Here is an 18982-nt window from a genome sequence, read left to right as displayed (position 1 = left end):
TTCTTATAAGCTTAATGATGGCAGATTTCAAAAGTAAATACGTGTATGCTGTATTCGTTTTACGGCTTCTTTTATTACTAGCCTTGGTTGGAGCTATTTCGCTTTTTATATTTATTGGTATCCCAAGTTTGACCAGGAAGCATTCGGGTATAAAGGCATTGGGATTAGTAGCCTTCGGCCTTTTGCTTTTTAGCTATTTGATATTCATTCTTGGTAAATCAACATTAACGCAACGGTATAGTTTAGTAATAACTGGTAAACAACCAATGCTTAAAGACAATATTTTGGGTAGGCAAATACCGCTTGACGAAAACTTCAAAGGATTTAGCCTTTCAAGCTATGGAGACAGGAGAGCTATCTATGACTTTAAGACTCTTATTTTCTATTTTTCAGACGGGCGTATGATCGAATTACCTCAGTTTCTCTACACGAATTTTAAAGACATACAGCCTGCGTTGGCCAGTCATGCTGTTAAATTTCTGGGAGAAGAACCTTATAGATGGAAAAACCTGATTTCCCGGCGTTATCATTTTAAATGAGATCGCGGTACACCATAAATTTGATAACCATTATGCTTGAGGAGTTAAGACGCATTACTTCGACAGAACCATATAAGCGCTACGGCGGAATGAGAATGAAAGAGGTCTTAATTTCGCCTTGGGGCAGTCCAGATGCCAAATTTGTATTGGAAGTTTCGATAGATGAGGAGGACGGTACGGTGCCTCAATTGTGGGAGATTGTTTGCAATGACCTGGCACAGACAGACGGAATTCCACAGTATATTATCGCTAGAACTGAATTGAAAGTGTTTGACAATCATCCGGTGCTTTGGCAATTCGATGATGAAGTTTTTTTTAACATCACCAGTAAGTCAAATAATATCCCTTCGTTGATGGGCGATTTGTTTATTGAGCATACAAAGGCCTGTGGTAACTGGGTAGACTTTCACTGGCTTTATAGAGGCCTTCCCGAAACACTTGAAACGCTGAGGGAAAATCAGCTAGCCATACCTGTCCAGCTAAAAAATGCTTGTTTTCAGGTGCTCGATAAACATCGAGTCGAATATCGGGTTAACGAAATTCAGGAAAATGAGAACGGACATCACGTTCTATTTTTTAGTAACACTGGCAATTGGCCAGACGAAGAAAACTTTAAACAAGCTCACATCATTGCAAAGGGGTTTTCGGAGCGTAGGATTGGCTAACAGCGTATAACAGGTATAAAACCTGTACTTTCGTTTTCAAGTGGGCCGCCGAAACAAGAATACCAGCACGGAACAAGGTCTCGAACATTGTAAATAATCGTTATCAATAACTTTTGGATGAAAAAAGGTCTGTTTTTAGTTGTATCAGCAATTGTATTTTCATTTTTTATAAGTAATGCGCAAACTGTAAATGAACGTAAGTCAGGCAATGGCCCTGTCAGCATTGACACCATCCTGACGCCTGAAATTGGCGGGATAAAACAGGCTATAGAAATTAAGACTGACGATGCTAATAAGCCTATACTTCTCTTTCTTTCGGGTGGTCCAGGAAGTTCAATGATGAAAAATGCTGGCTCTTTTACTAATCTGTTGAAGGGTAAGTTTACCATAGTCCAATGGGATCAAAGAGATGCGGGGAAAACATTAAAATTGAATCCTTCGCCAGTCCAGCCGTCAGTTGAGCAAATGGGACAAGATACTTACCTGGTTATTCAGTTTCTGAGAAAAGAACTGAACAAAGAAAAGATATACCTACTGGGCAGTTCCTGGGGAAACGTATTAGGTTTTTATATCGTTAAGAATTACCCTGAATTATTGTATTCCTATTTTGCGGCAAATCCAGTCATCAGTCAATTGGCGAGTGAGAAAGAATTGCTCAAGACTTTGAAGATTCATTTTAAAGATAATGCACTTGCCATGAAAGAGCTAGCGGAGGTACATATTCCCTTTAAGGTTGATGAAGACCTGTTTTACCTGAGAAAGTGGCTCTTTTATAAAGAGGGTAAAGAATTTGTCACAACCAATGATTTTAAGACCGGTTTTCTTCAATGGTCTAAAACCTGGTCGCCTGCGTGGAATGAAGTAATGAATATCGATTTGCCAAAGACCTTAAAAAAGGTAAACTGTCCGGTTTATTTTCTCGTTGGCAAAAATGACATTCAAACGTTAACCAGCATAACAAAAGAGTATTATGAGCAACTGAAAGCACCCAGGAAAGAGCTGGTTTTATTTGAAAACTCCGGGCATCAAATTCATCAGGACGAACCGGAGAAGTTTCAAAAGGCGATACTTGCTATATTGGAGAAGAGCAGATGAGCAAAACATTCTTACAAGCCGAATGGAGAAAGCTGGCAATGGCAAATTTTGCCGTTGATAGTAGCTTGCTTGCCAGGTACCTGCCACATCACACAGAGATCGATTTATGGAATGATACATGCTATGTGAGCCTGGTTGGCTTTATGTTCAAGGACACCAGGATCAAAGGGGTTAAAATCCCCTTTCACGTAAACTTTGAAGAGGTCAATCTTAGGTTTTATGTGAGGTATAAGGATAGCGGCGAGTGGAAGAGGGGAGTAGTATTCATCAAGGAAATTGTGCCCAGGCCCGCATTGTCATTTGTGGCCAATACAGTCTACAAAGAAAATTATGAGACCATGCCGATGGCTCATTCCTGGACAAACCAGGATAACAAACTGATCGTAGAGTACCGGTGGAAGAAGGCTCGCTGGCATTCATTGAAAATTGTAGCCGACAACCAAACTGTCCCAATACAAGTCGGCAGTGAAGAAGAATTTATTACAGAGCACTATTGGGGGTACACCAGGATAGCTGATAATAGAACATCCGAGTACAAAGTAGAACATCCCAGGTGGGAAGTTTACAATACCCAGGACCATTTAGTAGAAGTGGATTTCGGAAATGTGTATGGCGGGGATTTCGACTTCTTAAGCAAGGAAAAACCTGCATCCGTCTTTTTAGCAGAGGGTTCCGCTATAGCAGTCAGAAGTGGTAGGTTAATTTAGATTCGGCTCCTGTTTTTGTACATCCTTTGTATTAATGCTGACGCGAAGAGCTAGAAAGTACTGGCTGAAACTGTAAAATATGTCTCAATCAATCTTGTATTTGGTCCCAACGCAGGAGTTTCCCATCGGAGACTTCCAAAACATCATTCAGGAATACCTGACAAAGAATCAATTAATCGATGGCTTGTACAGCGAAGAATATGGCTGGTTAGCTGCTGGTGATAATGCAGGAGGCATATTCTTGGATAGCGAAGGCGCGTTTGAATACGCAGAAATTCGTGATTCAAAGAATTTGCGATTGGTGCCGGAGGAGGTGGGGCCAGACTTTACGGCGACTTGTGTCTATTGCGGGAGTGGCTTGGGTGCCATCTTGTACGAAAAGGTTGCCGAATTTTACGAAAATGAAGGTGAGGAAGGCAGTTGTGCAGATTTTGGAGAACTATCAATTCAGTGTAACTCATGTAGCCAGAGTCAATCTATTACAGCGTTAAAATTGCCGGAGGATAGATTGTTAAGCCGGCAATTTATACAGTTTGTAGAAATTGATAGCGAAGCAAATCCTGCATTTATCGGAAAACTGGAGGCGCTGTTGCAGTGTGAATTGATAGTAATTTACGTCTAGGTGGTATCAGAGTCAGGGCGCCTTATTTTCCAATTAAGATGTCAGCCAGTAGTCCGGTTTCGAAGTTTGTATGTATGAAAATGCTTTCGGCAATATTTTTAATTCTTGTGTCCACTTTGGGTTACGGTCAAGCAGTCTATACCGTTGATAATTTCTCCAAGGAATACTATGGGAAAATTCAGATCAACGACACCTCGGAAATATTCAGCAAAGGTTGGGTGGCTGTTTATGAACGTAAAACGAAAAAGCAGCTCATTAAAGTGGCTTCCGATGAATTGGCATTGACGCTTCATGACGGGAAAGCCCTAGCCAATATAAAGTCTCTGCCCTATGGCGAGCAAAGTTTGATCATATACGAAGACTTTAATTTTGACGGGAAAAATGATTTCGCCATCAGCGATGGACAAAACAGCTGTTATCATGGACCTTCCTTCAAAATATACCTTGCCTCTCCCAAAGGCTTTTTGCTCAACAATGAGTTTACAAGGCTGGCACAGGAGTACTGCGGCATGTTCAACGTTGATCGCAAGGAAAAGAGAATAACCACTATGACGAAAAGCGGCTGCTGCTGGCACGAATTTTCGGAATTTATTGTTCAAAATAACAAGCCCAGGGCAATCCGGATTAGTACCGTTCAGCAGGAGATCCCATTTTCTATTTATACGGAAGAGATTTGGAATGGAAAAGCAATGGTAAAAAAGTCTGTGAAAACAATAGATATGGAACAGGAAGGTATCGAGGTAATACTGTCCTTTAAGGTGCCGGCAAACGGCCGGCAGGTGATCCTCTATAATATCAACGACAGAATGCTTAATTATGCAGCTGTCAAAAAGGATAGCTCCATAGAATTTTCCTATCCGGACGAATCGCTTGACCAAACCCACGATTTTACACTAGATAGCACAACCAATGATCTCAGGTTGACCTTTAAACATAAAAATGCCATATATCGCATTTATGATAGGTCCGATAGAGTTGGCATATCAATAGAGATAGAAGGAAAGACCTATGATTGGCAGGGAGATTTACTTAGCCGAAAAGGCAGTCTGGATAAACTGCGCAAGCTGAAGCACGAAAACGTATATTAATTCCCATCTTTATGGGCATCATTACTTCTTTAAGATCTCCTGACTTCCAGATGCCTTCAAAGTCCGGATCATGTCATGACATAACCTGACATCGCCCAAGAAATTGCTCCTGAAATTTGGAAAGCGCCCCCACGAAGTGCTACGTTTGCCAGGACAGGACATCGCACCAGGCGCTCCCGTACCGCTCCCGTACCCGTTCCGTACCGCTCCCGTACCGGTCTCGAATAAATAGCACAAGTGCGATTAAAGGCCCACTTTCACCAAAAGCGGCCGGGGTAGTTGTGTATATTGGGAAAAGATAAGTGTCCATTCAGGCAAACCCAATTTTTAATTTAATTCGGCACATCTGGTAGGGGCGTTCGGCCCCGACTTATGGCTGTAGAAGAACACAAACACAACAGTCGTCTGTTCTACGATCTGTCGATATTGTTTTAATAACCCCGGAAGGTTAGCTTTGCACCCTCTTACACCGTGGCCTCATATCGTGAGCTCACTATTTTACTACTTTCCTTACGTAGTATTTCTCTTATCCTGCAATGTATTCACGCAATCATTTTGACTGCTGCTGCGCAATTATGCCCGGCAGGCAAATGCGCGCGTGTATGGGGCAATTGCTATCGTGATTGTTCAGTCGAAAAGCATCACTAAATCGCATGTATGAATAAATGTTTACTTGTATTCCTGGTTCTGTTTACCTGTCTCCTTCAAAGGGCAACTGCCCAGAAATGGCAATGGGCCAAAGAATCAGCCTATGTCAGTCCCTCCAATCAGTTCGATGTAAAAATGGCGGTTGATAATGGGGGAACCATCTATCAGATCGGGAAATTTACCGGGCAGATCACGATTGGTAACCAAACGCTTCGCGCCGCCGGTACCAGCGATCTGTACGTCGCCGGTTATAGTTCTACCGGCGCATTGCTATTTGCCCGGCAGCTGAATATTACACAGGCGGCCGTGGGAGCGTACGACATAGCCATCGATAGCGAAGGACTTCCGGTGGTTGTTGGTTCTCTTACAGGAAGTCTGAACATCGTTTACGATCACCCTACGCTGGCCAACAACGCAATCGTGGAAGGGCAGCGGTCTTTTGTAGCCAGCCTCTCTTATAGCGGCCTGGCACGTTGGGTGAAATACTCCACAGCGATTTCAAACTACCCGGCCGATGAATATATGGCTGTTGCCACCGACAAAGCAGGCAGTATTTATATCGCTTTTAACCGCTACCGGCTGAATTCATCGGTACTGGCCTCCTATGTGCAAATGAACCTGTCTGGTGCTTCAATAACAGAGTCGGGTGTGTCGTATCCCGGAACGGGAACCACGGTCTCTAATGCGGAGGATATTTCCGTTGATGATGCGGGAAATATTTACCTGGGTGGCACTTTCTCTGGCAGGATCATTTTTGGCGGCGCCATCCTCGATCAGAATTTTAATTACTCCAATGTATTTCTGAGTAAGTTCAGTAAATCAATCAATACCTGGCAATGGGCAAAGCAGTCACAGGGAGTGTACAAAAGCTACCTGACAAACAATTCTTCTATTGCTATCAGTACTGCAGGTCCGGTGATCTCTAATGTGGGTGTCGACTGTTTTAGTTTCGAAGGGGCGCATGTATGGCACAGGAACGCAAACAATATCGTGAAAGCGGTAGTAGCCGATAAGTCGGGCGGCATCTTTGCCACAGGAGGATATATCCTGGTTCCTCCCAATAGTTTCAGGGCCCACTATGGCTTTGTTTATAAATACAATACTACCGGCACATTGGTTTGGGAAAAGCGATTTGCGAAAACGGCCGCCGGCGATCCTGCCACCGGATTTGGTTCATCGCTCGCCATGACCAACGCCGGTAACCTCATCGTTGCAGGAGCTGTAACAGGCGGTGTAGTACAGTTTGATGACTTCTCTATTGGTAATGGAAGTGGTAACTATAGTCAGTTCCTTACATCCTTACCCATACAGCCAACGCTGCGGGTAATTTCACCAAATGGTGGAGAGGTATTGACTAATAATGCTCAGTACATCATAAGATGGGAGCGCAGTCTTGTAAATACGATCAATATTAAATACCGGGCTAATGGTGTGCTGCAGCAGATTGCCTCCCAGGTAGACGCATCGCTGGGGCAATATACCTGGACCGTGCCTTCTGTGAACGCGCCATCCTGCAGGATCATCATTGAGGACGCATCGAATGCCGCGATCGCCGACAGCAGCGACGCTGCATTTGCCATCACCCCTTCAAAATTCATTCAGGTGCTTTCTCCCAACGGAGGCGAATCACTGGAAGGTGATAGCCTTTGCCTGGTCAGGTGGCAAAGTGCATTTGTGCAGGCAGTCAATATCAGGTACAAAACCAATGGACAATCGCAGTTGATCGCCTCGAATATCGGCGCCAACAGTGGCCAGCATGTTTGGATAGTTCCTTATGTAGACTTTCAAACAGGAAAGATCATCGTCGAGGACGCCACAAACAGTAGTGTTGCAGATAGCAGCGATGTTGATTTTACGATCAGGTCCAACAGCACCGTGTCATTGATATCACCCAATGGGGGCGAAACATTGTTTGCGCGGAAAACCTACCCCATCAGGTGGTACTATTATGGATCGGCAGCTGTCAATCTCGAATTCACCACAAACAATGGCGCAAGCTGGCAGCCAATCGCCAGCAATGTTCCCAATAGCGGATCTTACGACTGGACTGTCCCCACAGTGGGTGCCACCACCTGCAGGGTGAAGGTTACAAGTACAGGCGGCGAGCATAGCCTGGATACCAGCGACCAGGTATTTACCATCATCAATCCGCCCGTTGTTTCGGTATTGAGTCCCAACGGTGGAGAAACGTATGCCTGGGTATTTCCGATGGAGATTTCCTGGAAGACCAATAAAGTGGACGATTTCCTGCTCGAATATTCGATCGACGGCGGAAGTACCTGGAATGAGATCGCTATGTATAATCCAGGCCCTACGTACAATGTCCGCAATCCTGTAAACTATAGCTGGTCAATACCCCGCGAGCTGCCCAGCGCTTCAACTTGTTTGATCAGGGTGTCGCCAGCCAGCGCCGGGGGAACAGCAGACGTTAGCGACGACTATTTTACTATCATGACAAATGCATCCATTACTGCCGGTGGCAACGCTACCTCCCGCACGGCCCCCGTGGGCGCCGGCAAACAGAAAATTAAGCTCTATCCCAACCCTGTCACCGGTTGGGTGAATATTCAGATCCAAGACGCGGAGCTTGTCGGCCCAGCCCTTATCGAAGTGTATTCGGTGGCCGGTCACCGGGTGTGGAGCCAGGAGGTAAAAGAACTGAATGCCAATACGATACGGCAGATAGATCTCTCTGGACAAAAAACTGGCCTGTATATGCTAAGTGTTCGAGCCGGCAAAAACGCTTTTCAATGTCTTTTCCTAAAGCAGTAAAAACCCTGTCAAACCTTAAAACAATTGGCTCCGTCGGCGCCAATTGTTTTAAGGTTTGACACCTTCACTAGGGTACGACCTGGCCCCGAGGCACAGAAACCGTATCCTCGAACCGCGCCCAAAAGCAGCTCACCCCCCGCCACCCGCCCGCACCTCCGGCGCCACTTGCCCGGAACCGTACCCCCTATATACATGTGTTTTGGGCAAGTGGAGTTGAAGTGGCAGTGAAGTGGCAGAAAATGAGGCTCCCATTAGCTTTTAACTGGCTCCCCTTCACCCCATTAAAGCCATATTGAAAAGCATAACAATCTGTTAGGATATTCCCTTTTACCCCTTATCTTTGCCCCCGCCTTTTCCTTCCGGACAACCGGGTTGAGGAAATGATTTTTAGGCAGATAACCTCAAATCAAGCATAGTGGCCGCAACCAAATTCAGTAAAGAGACTTATTTGTATTGGTACGAACTGATGCAGCTTATCCGTCAGTTTGAGCTTATGGCAGAAGAAAAGTATAAGATGGACGGTAAGATCCGCGGCTTCTTCCACGCCTACGTAGGCCAGGAAGCCATCGCCGCCGGTTGTATGACCGCCACCCGTATCGAAGACCCGTTTGTAACCGCTTACCGCGACCACGGTCTGGCACTCGCCAAAGGCATGTCGCCCGACGCCTGCATGGCCGAGCTCTATGGTAAGGCTACCGGTTGTGCAAAAGGTAAAGGTGGATCCATGCACTTCTTCGGAAAAGACGTTTACTTCTTTGGCGGTCACGGGATCGTAGGTGCCCAGATCGGTACCGGCGCCGGACTGGCCTTTGCTGAAAAATACAAGGGAACCGACAACGTAGCCCTCACTTTCTTTGGTGATGGTGCTGCCCGTCAGGGTATGTTGCACGAAACGTTCAACATGGCCATGACCTGGAAGCTCCCCGTCATCTTCATTTGCGAGAACAACAACTACGCCATGGGTACCTCGGTAGAGCGTACATCGAACGTAGTAGACATCTATAAACTGGCTGATGCCTATGAAATGCCCGGCGATACCGTCGATGGTATGAGCGCAGAAGCCGTACACGAAGCCATTTCCCGCGCCGTAAAACGCGCCCGCGAAGGAGATGGTCCTACATTATTGGAAATCAAGACATACCGTTACAAGGGTCACTCGATCTCCGATCCCCAGAAATACCGCACCAAGGAAGAGGTGGAAGAATACAAACAACGCGACCCGATCCAGCTGGTATTAAGCACCATTTACAAGAACAAATACGCTACAAAAGACGAAATTGCAGCGATCGACAAACGTGTGAACGATGCGGTAGTAGCTTCTGTGAAGTTCGCAGAAGAATCACCCTGGCCGTCCGACGACGAAGTACTGAAAGACGTTGCCATGGACGCCAACTATCCGTTCATTGTAGACTAAGGATAACCCAAACAAACCAACATTAAAACAAACGTACATCATGGCTACTGTTAATCAGCCAACCAGTCAGGCTCCTGTAGAAAAGTCTTCCGAAGAAAGAGTGGTGGCAAATGCCCAGGAGTTCTGGAGCAGGAACAGCAAAAAGATAGGGATTGCCCTTGCTGCTATCGTTTTACTGGTAGGCGGCTACTTCGCCTATAACAGCTTTGTCAAAGGCCCCAATGAGCTGAAGGCTTCTGAGGCCATGTTCAAAGCCGAAGAATACTTCCGCATGGACTCTGTAAAACTGGCGCTCAACGGCGACGGTATCAACCAGGGATTCCTGAAAGTGATCTCCAAATACGGTGGTACCCAAACCGGCAACCGCGCTAATTTCTATGCCGGGGCCTGCTACCTGCAATTGGGTGATTTCAACAACGCCGTAAAATACCTGAAAGAATTCTCTACCAGCGAAGTGGTAGCGAAGATGCGCGCCAATGGTTTGTTGGGTGATGCCTACTCCGAGCTGGGTAAGAAAGACGAAGCCATCTCTTATTACAAGAAAGCCGGAACCGACTTTCCTGAAGACGAGGTCAATGCGCCCGAATACCTGTTCCGCGCAGCTATGCTGCTCAGCGACGCCGGAAAAACACAGGACGCTATTGCCCTGCTGAAAGATATCAAGAACAAATATCCCCGCAGCGTAATGCCCTCTGCACAAGGTGGCCAGGACGTTGACAAATACCTCGGCAAACTGGGCGACACCAAATAAGCCCGGAGCTATTGAACGGGTGTGCAAGTGTAACACAAAAGCCCGTGCAGCATGGAATGGAAGATGATAGGAATGGCTTTTGAATGAGATCAGAACTTTTGAATTATGGCTGAAGTAAGCAATAGTAAATTATTACACATAGAAGCAGGCATCCTTAAGAAGGATGCCTGTATCGTTATAGTACGTACAGAGTGGAACGCCTCCATCATCGACGAGCTGGAAAAAGGTTGCGTGCGGGTATTGGAAGCCAACCAGGCAAAGCACATCCATGTGATCAACGTACCTGGCGCCTTCGAGATCCCCTTTGCCGTTAAGTCTTATTGGGATGCCAATAAGTACCGCGACGACCGGCCCGATGCCTTCATCGCCCTCGGCTGTGTATTGCGCGGCGATACCCCCCACTTCGATTACGTATGCCAGGGTGTAACGCAGGGCGTCACCCAACTCAACCTCAACCTTCCCGTACCTACCATCTTTGGGGTACTTACCGTAGACAACCAGCAACAGGCCGATGAACGCATCGGCGGCAAACATGGCCACAAGGGCGAAGAAGCAGCCATAACGGCGCTCAAAATGGTCGCCCTGGTCAATTCGTTTCAAAGAAAATAACAGGTTTTCTATTTAAGGGCAGGGAGCATGAACGTTCAACTTTTTATACCGTGTTTTATTGATCAGCTTTACCCGCAAACCGCCTTCAATATGGTGAAGGTGCTGGAAAAGGTGGGCTGTACCGTGAGCTATAATGCAGAGCAAACCTGCTGCGGACAACCGGCCTTTAATGCCGGTTTTCAAAAGGAGGCCAAGGAAGTATGCACGAAATTCTTAAAAGACTTCAAAGGCGATGATTATATCGTAGCCCCCAGCGCCTCCTGTACGGGTTTTGTACGCAACTACTATCCGAAGCTGTTCGATAACTCATCGCACCACCTCGAGGTGAAGGATATGCAGAAGCGGATCTATGAGTTCTCCGACTTTCTCGTCAACGTATTGCATGTGGAAGATGTTGGCGCATCGCTGCATACGAAAGCCACTTACCACGATTCCTGCGCGGCCTTGCGCGAATGCAAAATTAAAACGGAGCCCCGGACGTTATTGTCGAAAGTACGTGGCCTCGAGATCGCCGAGATGAGCGATGTGGAAACCTGCTGTGGATTTGGTGGCACCTTCTCCGTGAAGTTTGAACCCATCTCCATAGGTATGGCCGATCAGAAGGTGAACAATGCCCGCCAAACAGGCGCGGAATGCATCATCTCTACCGACCACTCCTGCCTCATGCACCTCGACGGCTATATCCGTCACAAAGGCCTTGCCCTGCAAACCATGCATATCGCCGATGTGCTGGCCAGTGGCTGGTAAATTTATAAATAATTCTATGCGCGACCTCACCTGGAAAACCCTCCAATCCGATTACTTATTCAAAGACCTTTGGTTCACCGTACGCCGCGACACCTGCGAAAGGCCCGATGGCAAGATTGTTACGCCCTATTACGTCTATGAGTTTCCCAATTGGGTCACCGCCCTGGCACTCACCGAAGATGGTAAAGTGATCCTGGAACGTCAATACCGCCACGGCCTCGGCGAATCGCATTATGAAATACCCGGCGGCTGTGTTGATGATACCGACGCATCATTCCAGGATGCCATCGCCCGCGAGCTGGTAGAAGAAACCGGGTACACTTTCACTAAATACGAGTACCTCGGCAAAACCAGCGCCAACCCCTCTACCAACAACAACATGATGCACATGTTCCTCGCCACCGGCGGCAAGCTGGTGAAGGAACAGGAGCTCGATGACAATGAGGACATAGAAATTCACCTCGTCTCGATCGATGAACTGAAGCAAATGCTCGACAACAATGAGATCATTCAGGCCATGCACGTAACCTGCCTGCACTATGGATTGAAGAAACTGGGTAAGTTATAGTTTCACTTCTCCCACCACGAACACGCTGCCGCAAACAACGATGAGGTCATTCTTTTGGGCCTTTTGTAAAGCTGCTTTCAGAGCAGTATTTACATCGGCATAGCTAAGCCCCTGCAGGTCGTGGGCCGCTGCCTGTGTGGCCAGCTCGTCTTCGGGTAATGCGCGGGGAATATGTGCTTTCGTAAAATAGTAATTGGCTTCTTTGGGCAGTTGCTGCAACACCTTTTCGATCTCTTTATCTTTCACCATACCGATCACAATGTGCAGGTGTTCGTGCTCCGTAAGTTCGATCTGCGAAACGATCTGGCGCATGCCATCTTCATTGTGGCCCACATCCAATACTACAAAAGGATGTTGCTGAATGATATCCCAACGGCCATGCAGGCCGGTCAATGGCTTTACCTGGTGCAGCGCGTCCTGTACGGTGGCAGCCGGCAGCGTAAAGCCGCGTTGCTGTAACTGGTGCACTGCCTCCAGTACGGTTACGAGGTTCTTGGTCTGGTAAAAGCCGGCCAGGTCGAGGCGATAGGGAAGGCGTTCATCATGCCCGTTGCGGGTTACCTGCACCTTCAGGTGGTGATGATCCATCTTCCAGTCGGCCGCATAACGCAGTTGATCGGCAAAATAAAGAGGAGCATTCTTTTCTGCAGCCACCTGCTGAAATACCGCCCTGGTCTCGGCCGCTGTTTCTCCCACCACCACAGGAATGCCTGGCTTGATGATGCCTGCTTTTTCGAACGCGATCTTTTCGAGGGTATCGCCAAGCAGGTTCATATGATCCCACCCGATATTGGTGATGATCGAGAGTTCGGGGGTGATGATATTGGTGCTGTCGAGCCGGCCGCCGAGGCCCGTCTCGATCACCGCAATATCCACGTTGTTCTTTTCGAAATAATCGAAGGCCATCGCCACCGTGATCTCGAAGAACGAGGGTTCTATGCTGTCGATGGCGGGTTGAATACGCTTGGTGAAGTCGACGATGAATGATTCTTCGATCATGGCGCCATCGATGCGGAAACGCTCGCGGAAATCGCGCAGGTGAGGCGAGGTATACAGACCGGTTTTATAACCCGCTTTCTGCAGGATGGCCGCCAGCATATGACTGGTCGAACCTTTACCATTGGTGCCGGCAATATGAATGGTCTTGAAACGGCGCTGTGGATTGCCGATCAGGTCACACAATTGAATGGTATTAGTGAGGTCTTTTTTGTAAGCAGCGGCACCGATCCGGCTAAACATCGGGAGCCTGGTAAACAAGTAATGGAGCGTTTCTTCGTAAGTCATGGCAATTGTTCAGAGGGCAAAGCTATAAAAGCAACGCCACGGTTCCAAAACCGTGGCGCAGCGTATGAGGAAAGGATTAGTAATTATGCTTTGGGAGGTTCGCCCGGCGTACGTGTAAACAACATACCAATGATGATGAATAAGGTGATAAAGACAGCCAGCATCTGCGTAAAGAATCCGATCGTCAATGCCGTGTCGGCAAATGCCATATGCGTGATCTTACCCCAGGCGCCAAACAGCTTAACAGCAAGTCCGACGAGAAAGATCACAATAGGCCACCGGAATTTACGGAGTAGTTGCATGAGGAGGAAGGTTAATTTCTCAGTTTGAAATTGAACTGAATAGTACCTGCCGATTCATTTTCGCCTGGATTGAACTTCACCTGGTAAGCTTTCCTTTTTGCTATCTCGATCATGCCGGCATCGGAGGTCGTGGAACCGCGTGGTTGATATACGGCCGATACTACTTTGCCGGATTCATCTACTTTAATATCGATAGATACTTTAGCATTCTCGTTGAACTCATCTGTGAAAGAAGGAGTGCCTGTAATGCGACGGCCCTGCAAACCCCGGGAGATGCTCACACCACCACTACCAGTACCGCCATTGCCCGAGTAATTGCCCGAGTTGGGATTGCCACCGGGACGGCCCTGATCGCCATTGCCGCCGGCGATGCCCTGGTTGCCGCCCTTCTTGTAAGTATCGGCTTCATTGCCACCAGTACCGGTTCCATTCACACCTTTAAACACTGCCTTGGGGCGGGGCGGAGTAGGAGCGGGTGGAGTTTCTACCACGGGCTTCTTCACCGGTTTGCTTTTCACTTCGTCCTTTTCAGGTCTCTTGGTAGCATCAGGTTTGGTGATGGTGGGTTTCTTGATCACGGGCGCATCGGGCTCCTTATCATCTTCGTCTTCCTTGGCAGGCTCTTCATGCACAGGTGTAGGAGCCGGTGGAGTATAGGCTTGCTGTTCGGCGGGTGCTGGTGGACCCGGCTCAAAGGGCTGATCATCGCCCATACCGGCATCACTGCTGCCGAGATTCACTTCGATGCCTTCATTGGCCAATGGTTCCGGCAATGGAGGCAGCGACCAGCGTACAAAAAAGAAGATTACAAGCAGTAAGCCCACTACCAATGCGGTATAGCCACCTGCCTGCGCGTTTTTCTTCGACTCAAAATTGTCTTCCATATACAAGGGATTCGAATACACGAATTTACCAATGTTTGTCGTATAAACGTCACAAAGAACATGCTAATTGCCCTCGCAACTGTATGGAAACTGTTAAATTAAGGGTATTGATGCGAAGCGCTTGCTTTATTGCGCAAAGACTCATTGATGAAAAGCCTCACCGACATGATATAGTTCAACACGACAATAACTCCGCCAAGGCTGATGAAGCTAATAGCGCGGGGTGTTACGGCAGTGATCTTAGATAGGTCTGAAGCATACGCCAGGGTAAGATAGATGGCTATGGCAAAAGTGATGACACCCAATATCATGTCTACATGCCTGATGGAGAAGAAGAGTTGCAGCACAAATGGAATGGCTGGTATCAGTAACAGCAGGTTACCGGGTTCGGTCGTCTTATTGATAGCATCAATAAAACAAACAAGCGGCAACCCGGAAAAATAGAGATAGGGCAGGAAGGGTTTTAGTTGTGATAGCTGGAAGGGAGGCTGGGTCATATAGATAGGTTGTGTATCCCAATCTACGAAATTAAATCGAGGTACCAAACAGCACCCTTACCTGAAAAATATGTCATAGGCAAACCGCAGGATGGTGCCGCAAACGACCAGGAGAAAAACAATGCGTATAAAAGCATTGCCTTTGAGAATGGCCAGGCGGGCGCCGAGAAATCCCCCCAACGCATTACAAACAGCCATCGGCAACGCGATCTTATAAATGATCTTACCGCTGATCGCAAAAAAGATGATAGAACCCAGGTTGGTCGAGAGGTTCACAAACTTCGCATGGGCGCTTGCTTTCAGAAAATCAAAACCGAGTAACGTTACAAAGGCCAGTATCAAAAAGCTGCCCGCCCCCGGACCGATAAAGCCATCATAAAAGCCGATCACCAGACTGATCCCCGCCGCATACCACCACTGCTGGCTTTCCGTATGATCCTTTTCGGAATGTACGCCGAAGTTCTTCTTTGCATAAGTATAGATCGCCACCCCAATGAGGATCACCAGTAATAGCGGCTTCATAAAACTGCTGCTCACCAGCGTCAGCAACTTCGAGCCGGTAAAGGCAGCACAAAAGGCAATGGCCGTCATGGCCGCCAGTCGTTTATAGTCGAGTTTAACCGTGCGGGCATATTGAATGGCCGCAAAACTGGTGCCGCTGAAAGCAGGGATCTTCAAAGTGCCCAGCACCGTAGCTACGGGGTATTGCGGAAGTAATACCAAACCCACCGGAGTCTGTATCAACCCGCCACCACCCACGATGGCATCGATAAAGCCAGCGAGAAAAGCCGCAATACAAAGGAATATCAGGTCAGTCGTCATAGATCATTGTTAAGGTCAAGGCCGTGCCATGTTGGTTACCACCGGCGTTCATGCCGGCCTCACTTCTTCAGGTTCGCGATCAGCACACCGGCGATCACCAAAATGCCACTGAATACATGCACCATCGTAAACTGTTCGCCCAGCCACCACACCGCTTCAATGATGCTGAAGAGGGGGATCAGGTTGCCAAACAAGGCCGTGCGTGCAGCACCCAACCGCGCTATCGACATATTCCAGCACAGGAATGCGAGCATAGACGCCCCCGCGCCAAGGTACAGAATGATCAGGATGAGGTTGGCGCTCCACTGCACGGGCGCCGCATGGCTCAACTCTATCAAATAAAAAGGCAGCAACAGCAGCGTGCCCAATGAAAATACGGTGAATAAAAAGTTGAGTGGATGAATACCGGCTGGTTTACGCCGCACGAAAATATTGTAGATGGCGAAGCACAGCGCGCCGATCAATATCCAGCCATCGCCTGCCGAGAAATGGAATGTTTTCAATCGTTCCCAACTGCCCTGCGAAAACAGATAGAGTATGCCTGCCAAGCAAAGCAACACGCCAACGACACGCCAGGCATTGATGCGTTCTTTCAAAAAGATCGCTGCCAGGACGATCGAGAAAACCGGTGAGGAAGTAGTACCGATCAACGCCAGGTTAATGGCCGGCGAATGATGGCCCGCGATATACACGAAAGTATTGAAGAGCGTAACCCCCGTGAGCGCCGTCCAGAACAGGTACGACTTATGCTGCACCAAAACATCCTTTTCTGCACGAAACCTTTTCCAGGCAAAGGGCAATAGGATGAGCGAAGCAGTGGCCCACCGGTAAAAAGCTAGGCCTACAGGCGGTATCTGTTTGATGACCCCCCTTGCCACCACGAAATTGCCCGACCAGATGATGGTCGCCAGTACGGCCAGACTGATCCCGATAACCAATTCCTTTTTAGTATTCATGTACTGTTGGCTGAGGAGCGCTTGGGTAAGGCGCAAAAGTAACCCTTTCTCTTTATACCATCGGCTTATTCAACAGCCTGCGGCAGGCCAGCAAACCGAGGATAGGGCCCGGGGCCAGGGCGAGGTAAGTAATGGCGTGCGGCGCCAGCTCGAGCAGATAGTTCATGGCCTGTATACTGATGATGGAAACCATGAACCCGAGGCTGATCACCGCAGTAACCGCCGTGCCTTTATAAGCCGGTGGAGCCGTAAGTGCCGTGAGCGTCGAGAACTGGGGCGAATCGGCCGTCACCGCAAGGCCCCAGATCAGCATAAAGGGCAGAAAAATAACCGGCGGCAGGTGAATGAAGAAGTAAGACGTGCTGGCACAGACGGCGGAAGTAAGCAGCGCGGTAATAGCCACCCGGGCACTGCCGATCTTCTGCGATAACAGGCCGCCCAGCATACAACTACATCCGCCGGCCGCTATGATGTAAAATGACCAAAGAGATAGGTTGAGCGTAGTGCCATGTGCAGTACTGTTTGCCTTCAGCATAAGGGGCACAAAGGCCCACAGGGTATACAGTTCCCACATATGTCCAAAATAGCCGAAGCTGGCCGCCCTGAAATCCGGCGAACGGAATACCTGGCCGAGTATGGCTGGATGAAAGCCGCTGGCCTTCTTCTTGAACGGGCCTTCGTGTACAAAGAGCAGGATCAGCAAGCCACCCACCACCGCAAAAGCCGAAGTGGCGATGATGACAGCCTGCCACGACAGTTTCCACGACACCCCCTTCAGCAGGTGGGGGAACGCCGTGCCGAACACCAGCGCGCCAACCAGCAGTCCCAGTGCTTTACCCAGCCCTTTATCGAACCAATCGGCAGCGATCTTCATCCCAACCGGATAAATACCCGCCAGCAAAAAGCCGGTGAGGAAACGACCCAGGAGCAGCAATGAATAGCTGTCGGCTGTAAAGAGCGTGGCAGCATTGGCGGTGGCGCCCAGCACACAGGAAAAGAAGAAGACCCGCGGCGCATAAAACCGGTCGGCAATGGTGAGCAGGGCAAACAGCAGGGTGCCTGCTATAAAGCCGATATGCACAGCAGCCGTCATATGGCCTACGGCCTCAGGCCGGGTGGCCAGTGCCGGCAGATCGGCCAGGATCGCGTTGCCGGCAAACCAGAGGGAAGTGCCTGCAAACTGGGATAGCACAATAAGCGGAAGGATATAGGAAGGCGGATGACTGGCCTTCCCCATTGCATCTTGTTTCATACCTGTGTTCGTGAACCACATTGGTCCGAAGCGAAGATAAGGCAATAGGGAAGCTTTCAACGGACATCAATGGTGCAGAAACGGCCAGGCCGGCAACATCAATTGTAAAAGTGAAACCGGTGATCATATTTGATTAGTATTGCACCATGAACAATCCGCTGATCGCCGATATGTTGAAGCACGTGAAGCTGACACCCGCAGAGATAGACCTGGTGACAGCCTGCTGGACCGAAAAGATACTCGGCAAAGGCGACTACCTGCTGCGCAATGGAGATATCTGCCGTACAGATAATTTCGTGCTCGCGGGAGCTTTAAAAGCTTTCTACATCAATGGAGATACTGGCAAAGAAGAGATCCTATATTTCGCCATCGATCTGTGGTGGGCAACCGACATCGACAGCTTCCGTAAACAACAATCTTCCATCTACAATATTCAGGCATTGGTCACCACCCGGCTGCTGCAGATCAATCATATCAGTTTCGAAGAGATGCTGAAACAGGTACCCGCCTTGGAACGATATTTCCGGATCATCCTCGAAGGCTATACGGCCTCCTTGCAAAGAAGGATCATCCTCAACAAAGTGTACGATGCCGAACAGCGGTATGTTGATTTTCTGGCGCGGTATCCGCAACTGGCAGCGCAGGTACCGCTGTACCTCATCGCTTCTTACCTGGACATGTCGGCCGAATTCCTCAGCCGTATCCGGAAAAAACAAGATATCTCTTGAACCAGGTCAATATTCTTCCTGTTGCTTCTGCA

General features: G+C 48.4%; 20 protein-coding genes. 13 read left to right on the top strand and 7 right to left on the bottom strand.

The window, feature by feature from the left end:
• Nucleotides 1-14: 14 nt before the first annotated feature.
• The 12 genes from P2H89_RS12365 to P2H89_RS12310 all read left to right on the top strand — a co-directional run bounded on the left by P2H89_RS12365 (nucleotide 15) and on the right by P2H89_RS12310 (nucleotide 12225).
• Entirely contained in the window at nucleotides 15-539 is a 525-nt protein-coding gene (locus P2H89_RS12365; protein ID WP_275827136.1) for a hypothetical protein, read from the top strand.
• Between the two features lie 32 nt (nucleotides 540-571).
• Nucleotides 572-1204, top strand: a complete 633-nt coding sequence (locus P2H89_RS12360) for a hypothetical protein (RefSeq protein WP_275827134.1) — start codon at nucleotides 572-574, stop codon at nucleotides 1202-1204.
• A 117-nt stretch (nucleotides 1205-1321) separates the two neighbouring features.
• Nucleotides 1322-2299, top strand: a complete 978-nt coding sequence (locus tag P2H89_RS12355) for an alpha/beta hydrolase (protein ID WP_275827132.1) — start codon at nucleotides 1322-1324, stop codon at nucleotides 2297-2299.
• Nucleotides 2296-3006 (top strand): DUF2071 domain-containing protein, encoded by a 711-nt coding sequence (locus P2H89_RS12350; protein ID WP_275827131.1) that lies wholly within the window; start codon nucleotides 2296-2298, stop codon nucleotides 3004-3006. Before P2H89_RS12355 ends, P2H89_RS12350 begins: the two co-directional genes overlap by 4 nt.
• A 79-nt stretch (nucleotides 3007-3085) precedes the next feature.
• Entirely contained in the window at nucleotides 3086-3628 is a 543-nt protein-coding gene (locus tag P2H89_RS12345; RefSeq protein WP_275827129.1) for a hypothetical protein, read from the top strand.
• A gap of 74 nt (nucleotides 3629-3702) precedes the next feature.
• Nucleotides 3703-4716 carry a hypothetical protein gene (locus tag P2H89_RS12340; protein ID WP_275827127.1) on the top strand — a complete coding sequence of 338 codons (1014 nt, stop codon included), beginning with the start codon at nucleotides 3703-3705 and terminating at the stop codon, nucleotides 4714-4716.
• Nucleotides 4717-5373: 657 nt separating this feature from the next.
• Nucleotides 5374-8136 (top strand): T9SS type A sorting domain-containing protein, encoded by a 2763-nt coding sequence (locus tag P2H89_RS12335; RefSeq protein WP_275827126.1) that lies wholly within the window; start codon nucleotides 5374-5376, stop codon nucleotides 8134-8136.
• Between the two features lie 415 nt (nucleotides 8137-8551).
• Nucleotides 8552-9550 (top strand): pyruvate dehydrogenase (acetyl-transferring) E1 component subunit alpha, encoded by a 999-nt coding sequence (gene pdhA, locus P2H89_RS12330; protein WP_275827124.1) that lies wholly within the window; start codon nucleotides 8552-8554, stop codon nucleotides 9548-9550.
• A gap of 40 nt (nucleotides 9551-9590) precedes the next feature.
• Complete coding sequence (locus P2H89_RS12325; protein ID WP_275827122.1) at nucleotides 9591-10301, top strand: tetratricopeptide repeat protein; 711 nt, start codon at nucleotides 9591-9593, stop codon at nucleotides 10299-10301.
• A gap of 105 nt (nucleotides 10302-10406) precedes the next feature.
• Nucleotides 10407-10910: a 6,7-dimethyl-8-ribityllumazine synthase gene (gene ribH / locus P2H89_RS12320; RefSeq protein ID WP_275827120.1), complete on the top strand. Its 504-nt coding sequence runs from the start codon at nucleotides 10407-10409 to the stop codon at nucleotides 10908-10910.
• 27 nt (nucleotides 10911-10937) lie between these two features.
• Nucleotides 10938-11657, top strand: a complete 720-nt coding sequence (locus P2H89_RS12315) for a (Fe-S)-binding protein (protein ID WP_275827118.1) — start codon at nucleotides 10938-10940, stop codon at nucleotides 11655-11657.
• 16 nt (nucleotides 11658-11673) lie between these two features.
• On the top strand, nucleotides 11674-12225 hold the full coding sequence (locus tag P2H89_RS12310) for an NUDIX hydrolase (RefSeq protein WP_275827116.1): 552 nt from the start codon (nucleotides 11674-11676) through the stop codon (nucleotides 12223-12225).
• Here P2H89_RS12310 and P2H89_RS12305 read toward each other — a convergent pair.
• From P2H89_RS12305 to P2H89_RS12275, 7 genes are all read right to left on the bottom strand, one after another.
• Complete coding sequence (locus P2H89_RS12305) at nucleotides 12220-13509, bottom strand: folylpolyglutamate synthase/dihydrofolate synthase family protein (RefSeq protein ID WP_275827114.1); 1290 nt, start codon at nucleotides 13507-13509, stop codon at nucleotides 12220-12222. The two genes, P2H89_RS12310 and P2H89_RS12305, sit on opposite strands and share 6 nt — an antisense overlap.
• Nucleotides 13510-13592: 83 nt before the next feature.
• The gene (locus tag P2H89_RS12300; protein ID WP_275827112.1) at nucleotides 13593-13811 is read right to left on the bottom strand and encodes a hypothetical protein; all 219 of its coding nucleotides are present in this window, start codon (nucleotides 13809-13811) and stop codon (nucleotides 13593-13595) included.
• A gap of 11 nt (nucleotides 13812-13822) precedes the next feature.
• Nucleotides 13823-14695, bottom strand: coding sequence for a hypothetical protein (locus P2H89_RS12295; protein WP_275827110.1), 873 nt, complete (start codon nucleotides 14693-14695; stop codon nucleotides 13823-13825).
• 98 nt (nucleotides 14696-14793) lie between these two features.
• A complete protein-coding gene (locus tag P2H89_RS12290; protein WP_275827108.1) occupies nucleotides 14794-15192 on the bottom strand; it encodes a hypothetical protein in 399 nt (132 codons plus the stop codon).
• Between the two features lie 57 nt (nucleotides 15193-15249).
• The gene (locus P2H89_RS12285; RefSeq protein WP_275827107.1) at nucleotides 15250-16014 is read right to left on the bottom strand and encodes a TSUP family transporter; all 765 of its coding nucleotides are present in this window, start codon (nucleotides 16012-16014) and stop codon (nucleotides 15250-15252) included.
• A 59-nt stretch (nucleotides 16015-16073) separates the two neighbouring features.
• Entirely contained in the window at nucleotides 16074-16970 is an 897-nt protein-coding gene (locus P2H89_RS12280) for a DMT family transporter (RefSeq protein WP_275827105.1), read from the bottom strand.
• 52 nt (nucleotides 16971-17022) lie between these two features.
• Nucleotides 17023-18222: an MFS transporter gene (locus P2H89_RS12275; protein ID WP_275827103.1), complete on the bottom strand. Its 1200-nt coding sequence runs from the start codon at nucleotides 18220-18222 to the stop codon at nucleotides 17023-17025.
• 146 nt (nucleotides 18223-18368) lie between these two features.
• Between P2H89_RS12275 and P2H89_RS12270 the strand changes: the two genes are divergently transcribed.
• Nucleotides 18369-18950: a Crp/Fnr family transcriptional regulator gene (locus tag P2H89_RS12270; protein ID WP_275827101.1), complete on the top strand. Its 582-nt coding sequence runs from the start codon at nucleotides 18369-18371 to the stop codon at nucleotides 18948-18950.
• Nucleotides 18951-18982 lie beyond the last annotated feature (32 nt).

The sequence above is a fragment of the Paraflavitalea sp. CAU 1676 genome (assembly GCF_029223285.1).
GTDB lineage: Bacteria > Bacteroidota > Bacteroidia > Chitinophagales > Chitinophagaceae > Paraflavitalea.
Note: the sequence above shows the minus strand (reverse complement) of the source record. Positions and strands in the feature narration are given on the sequence as shown.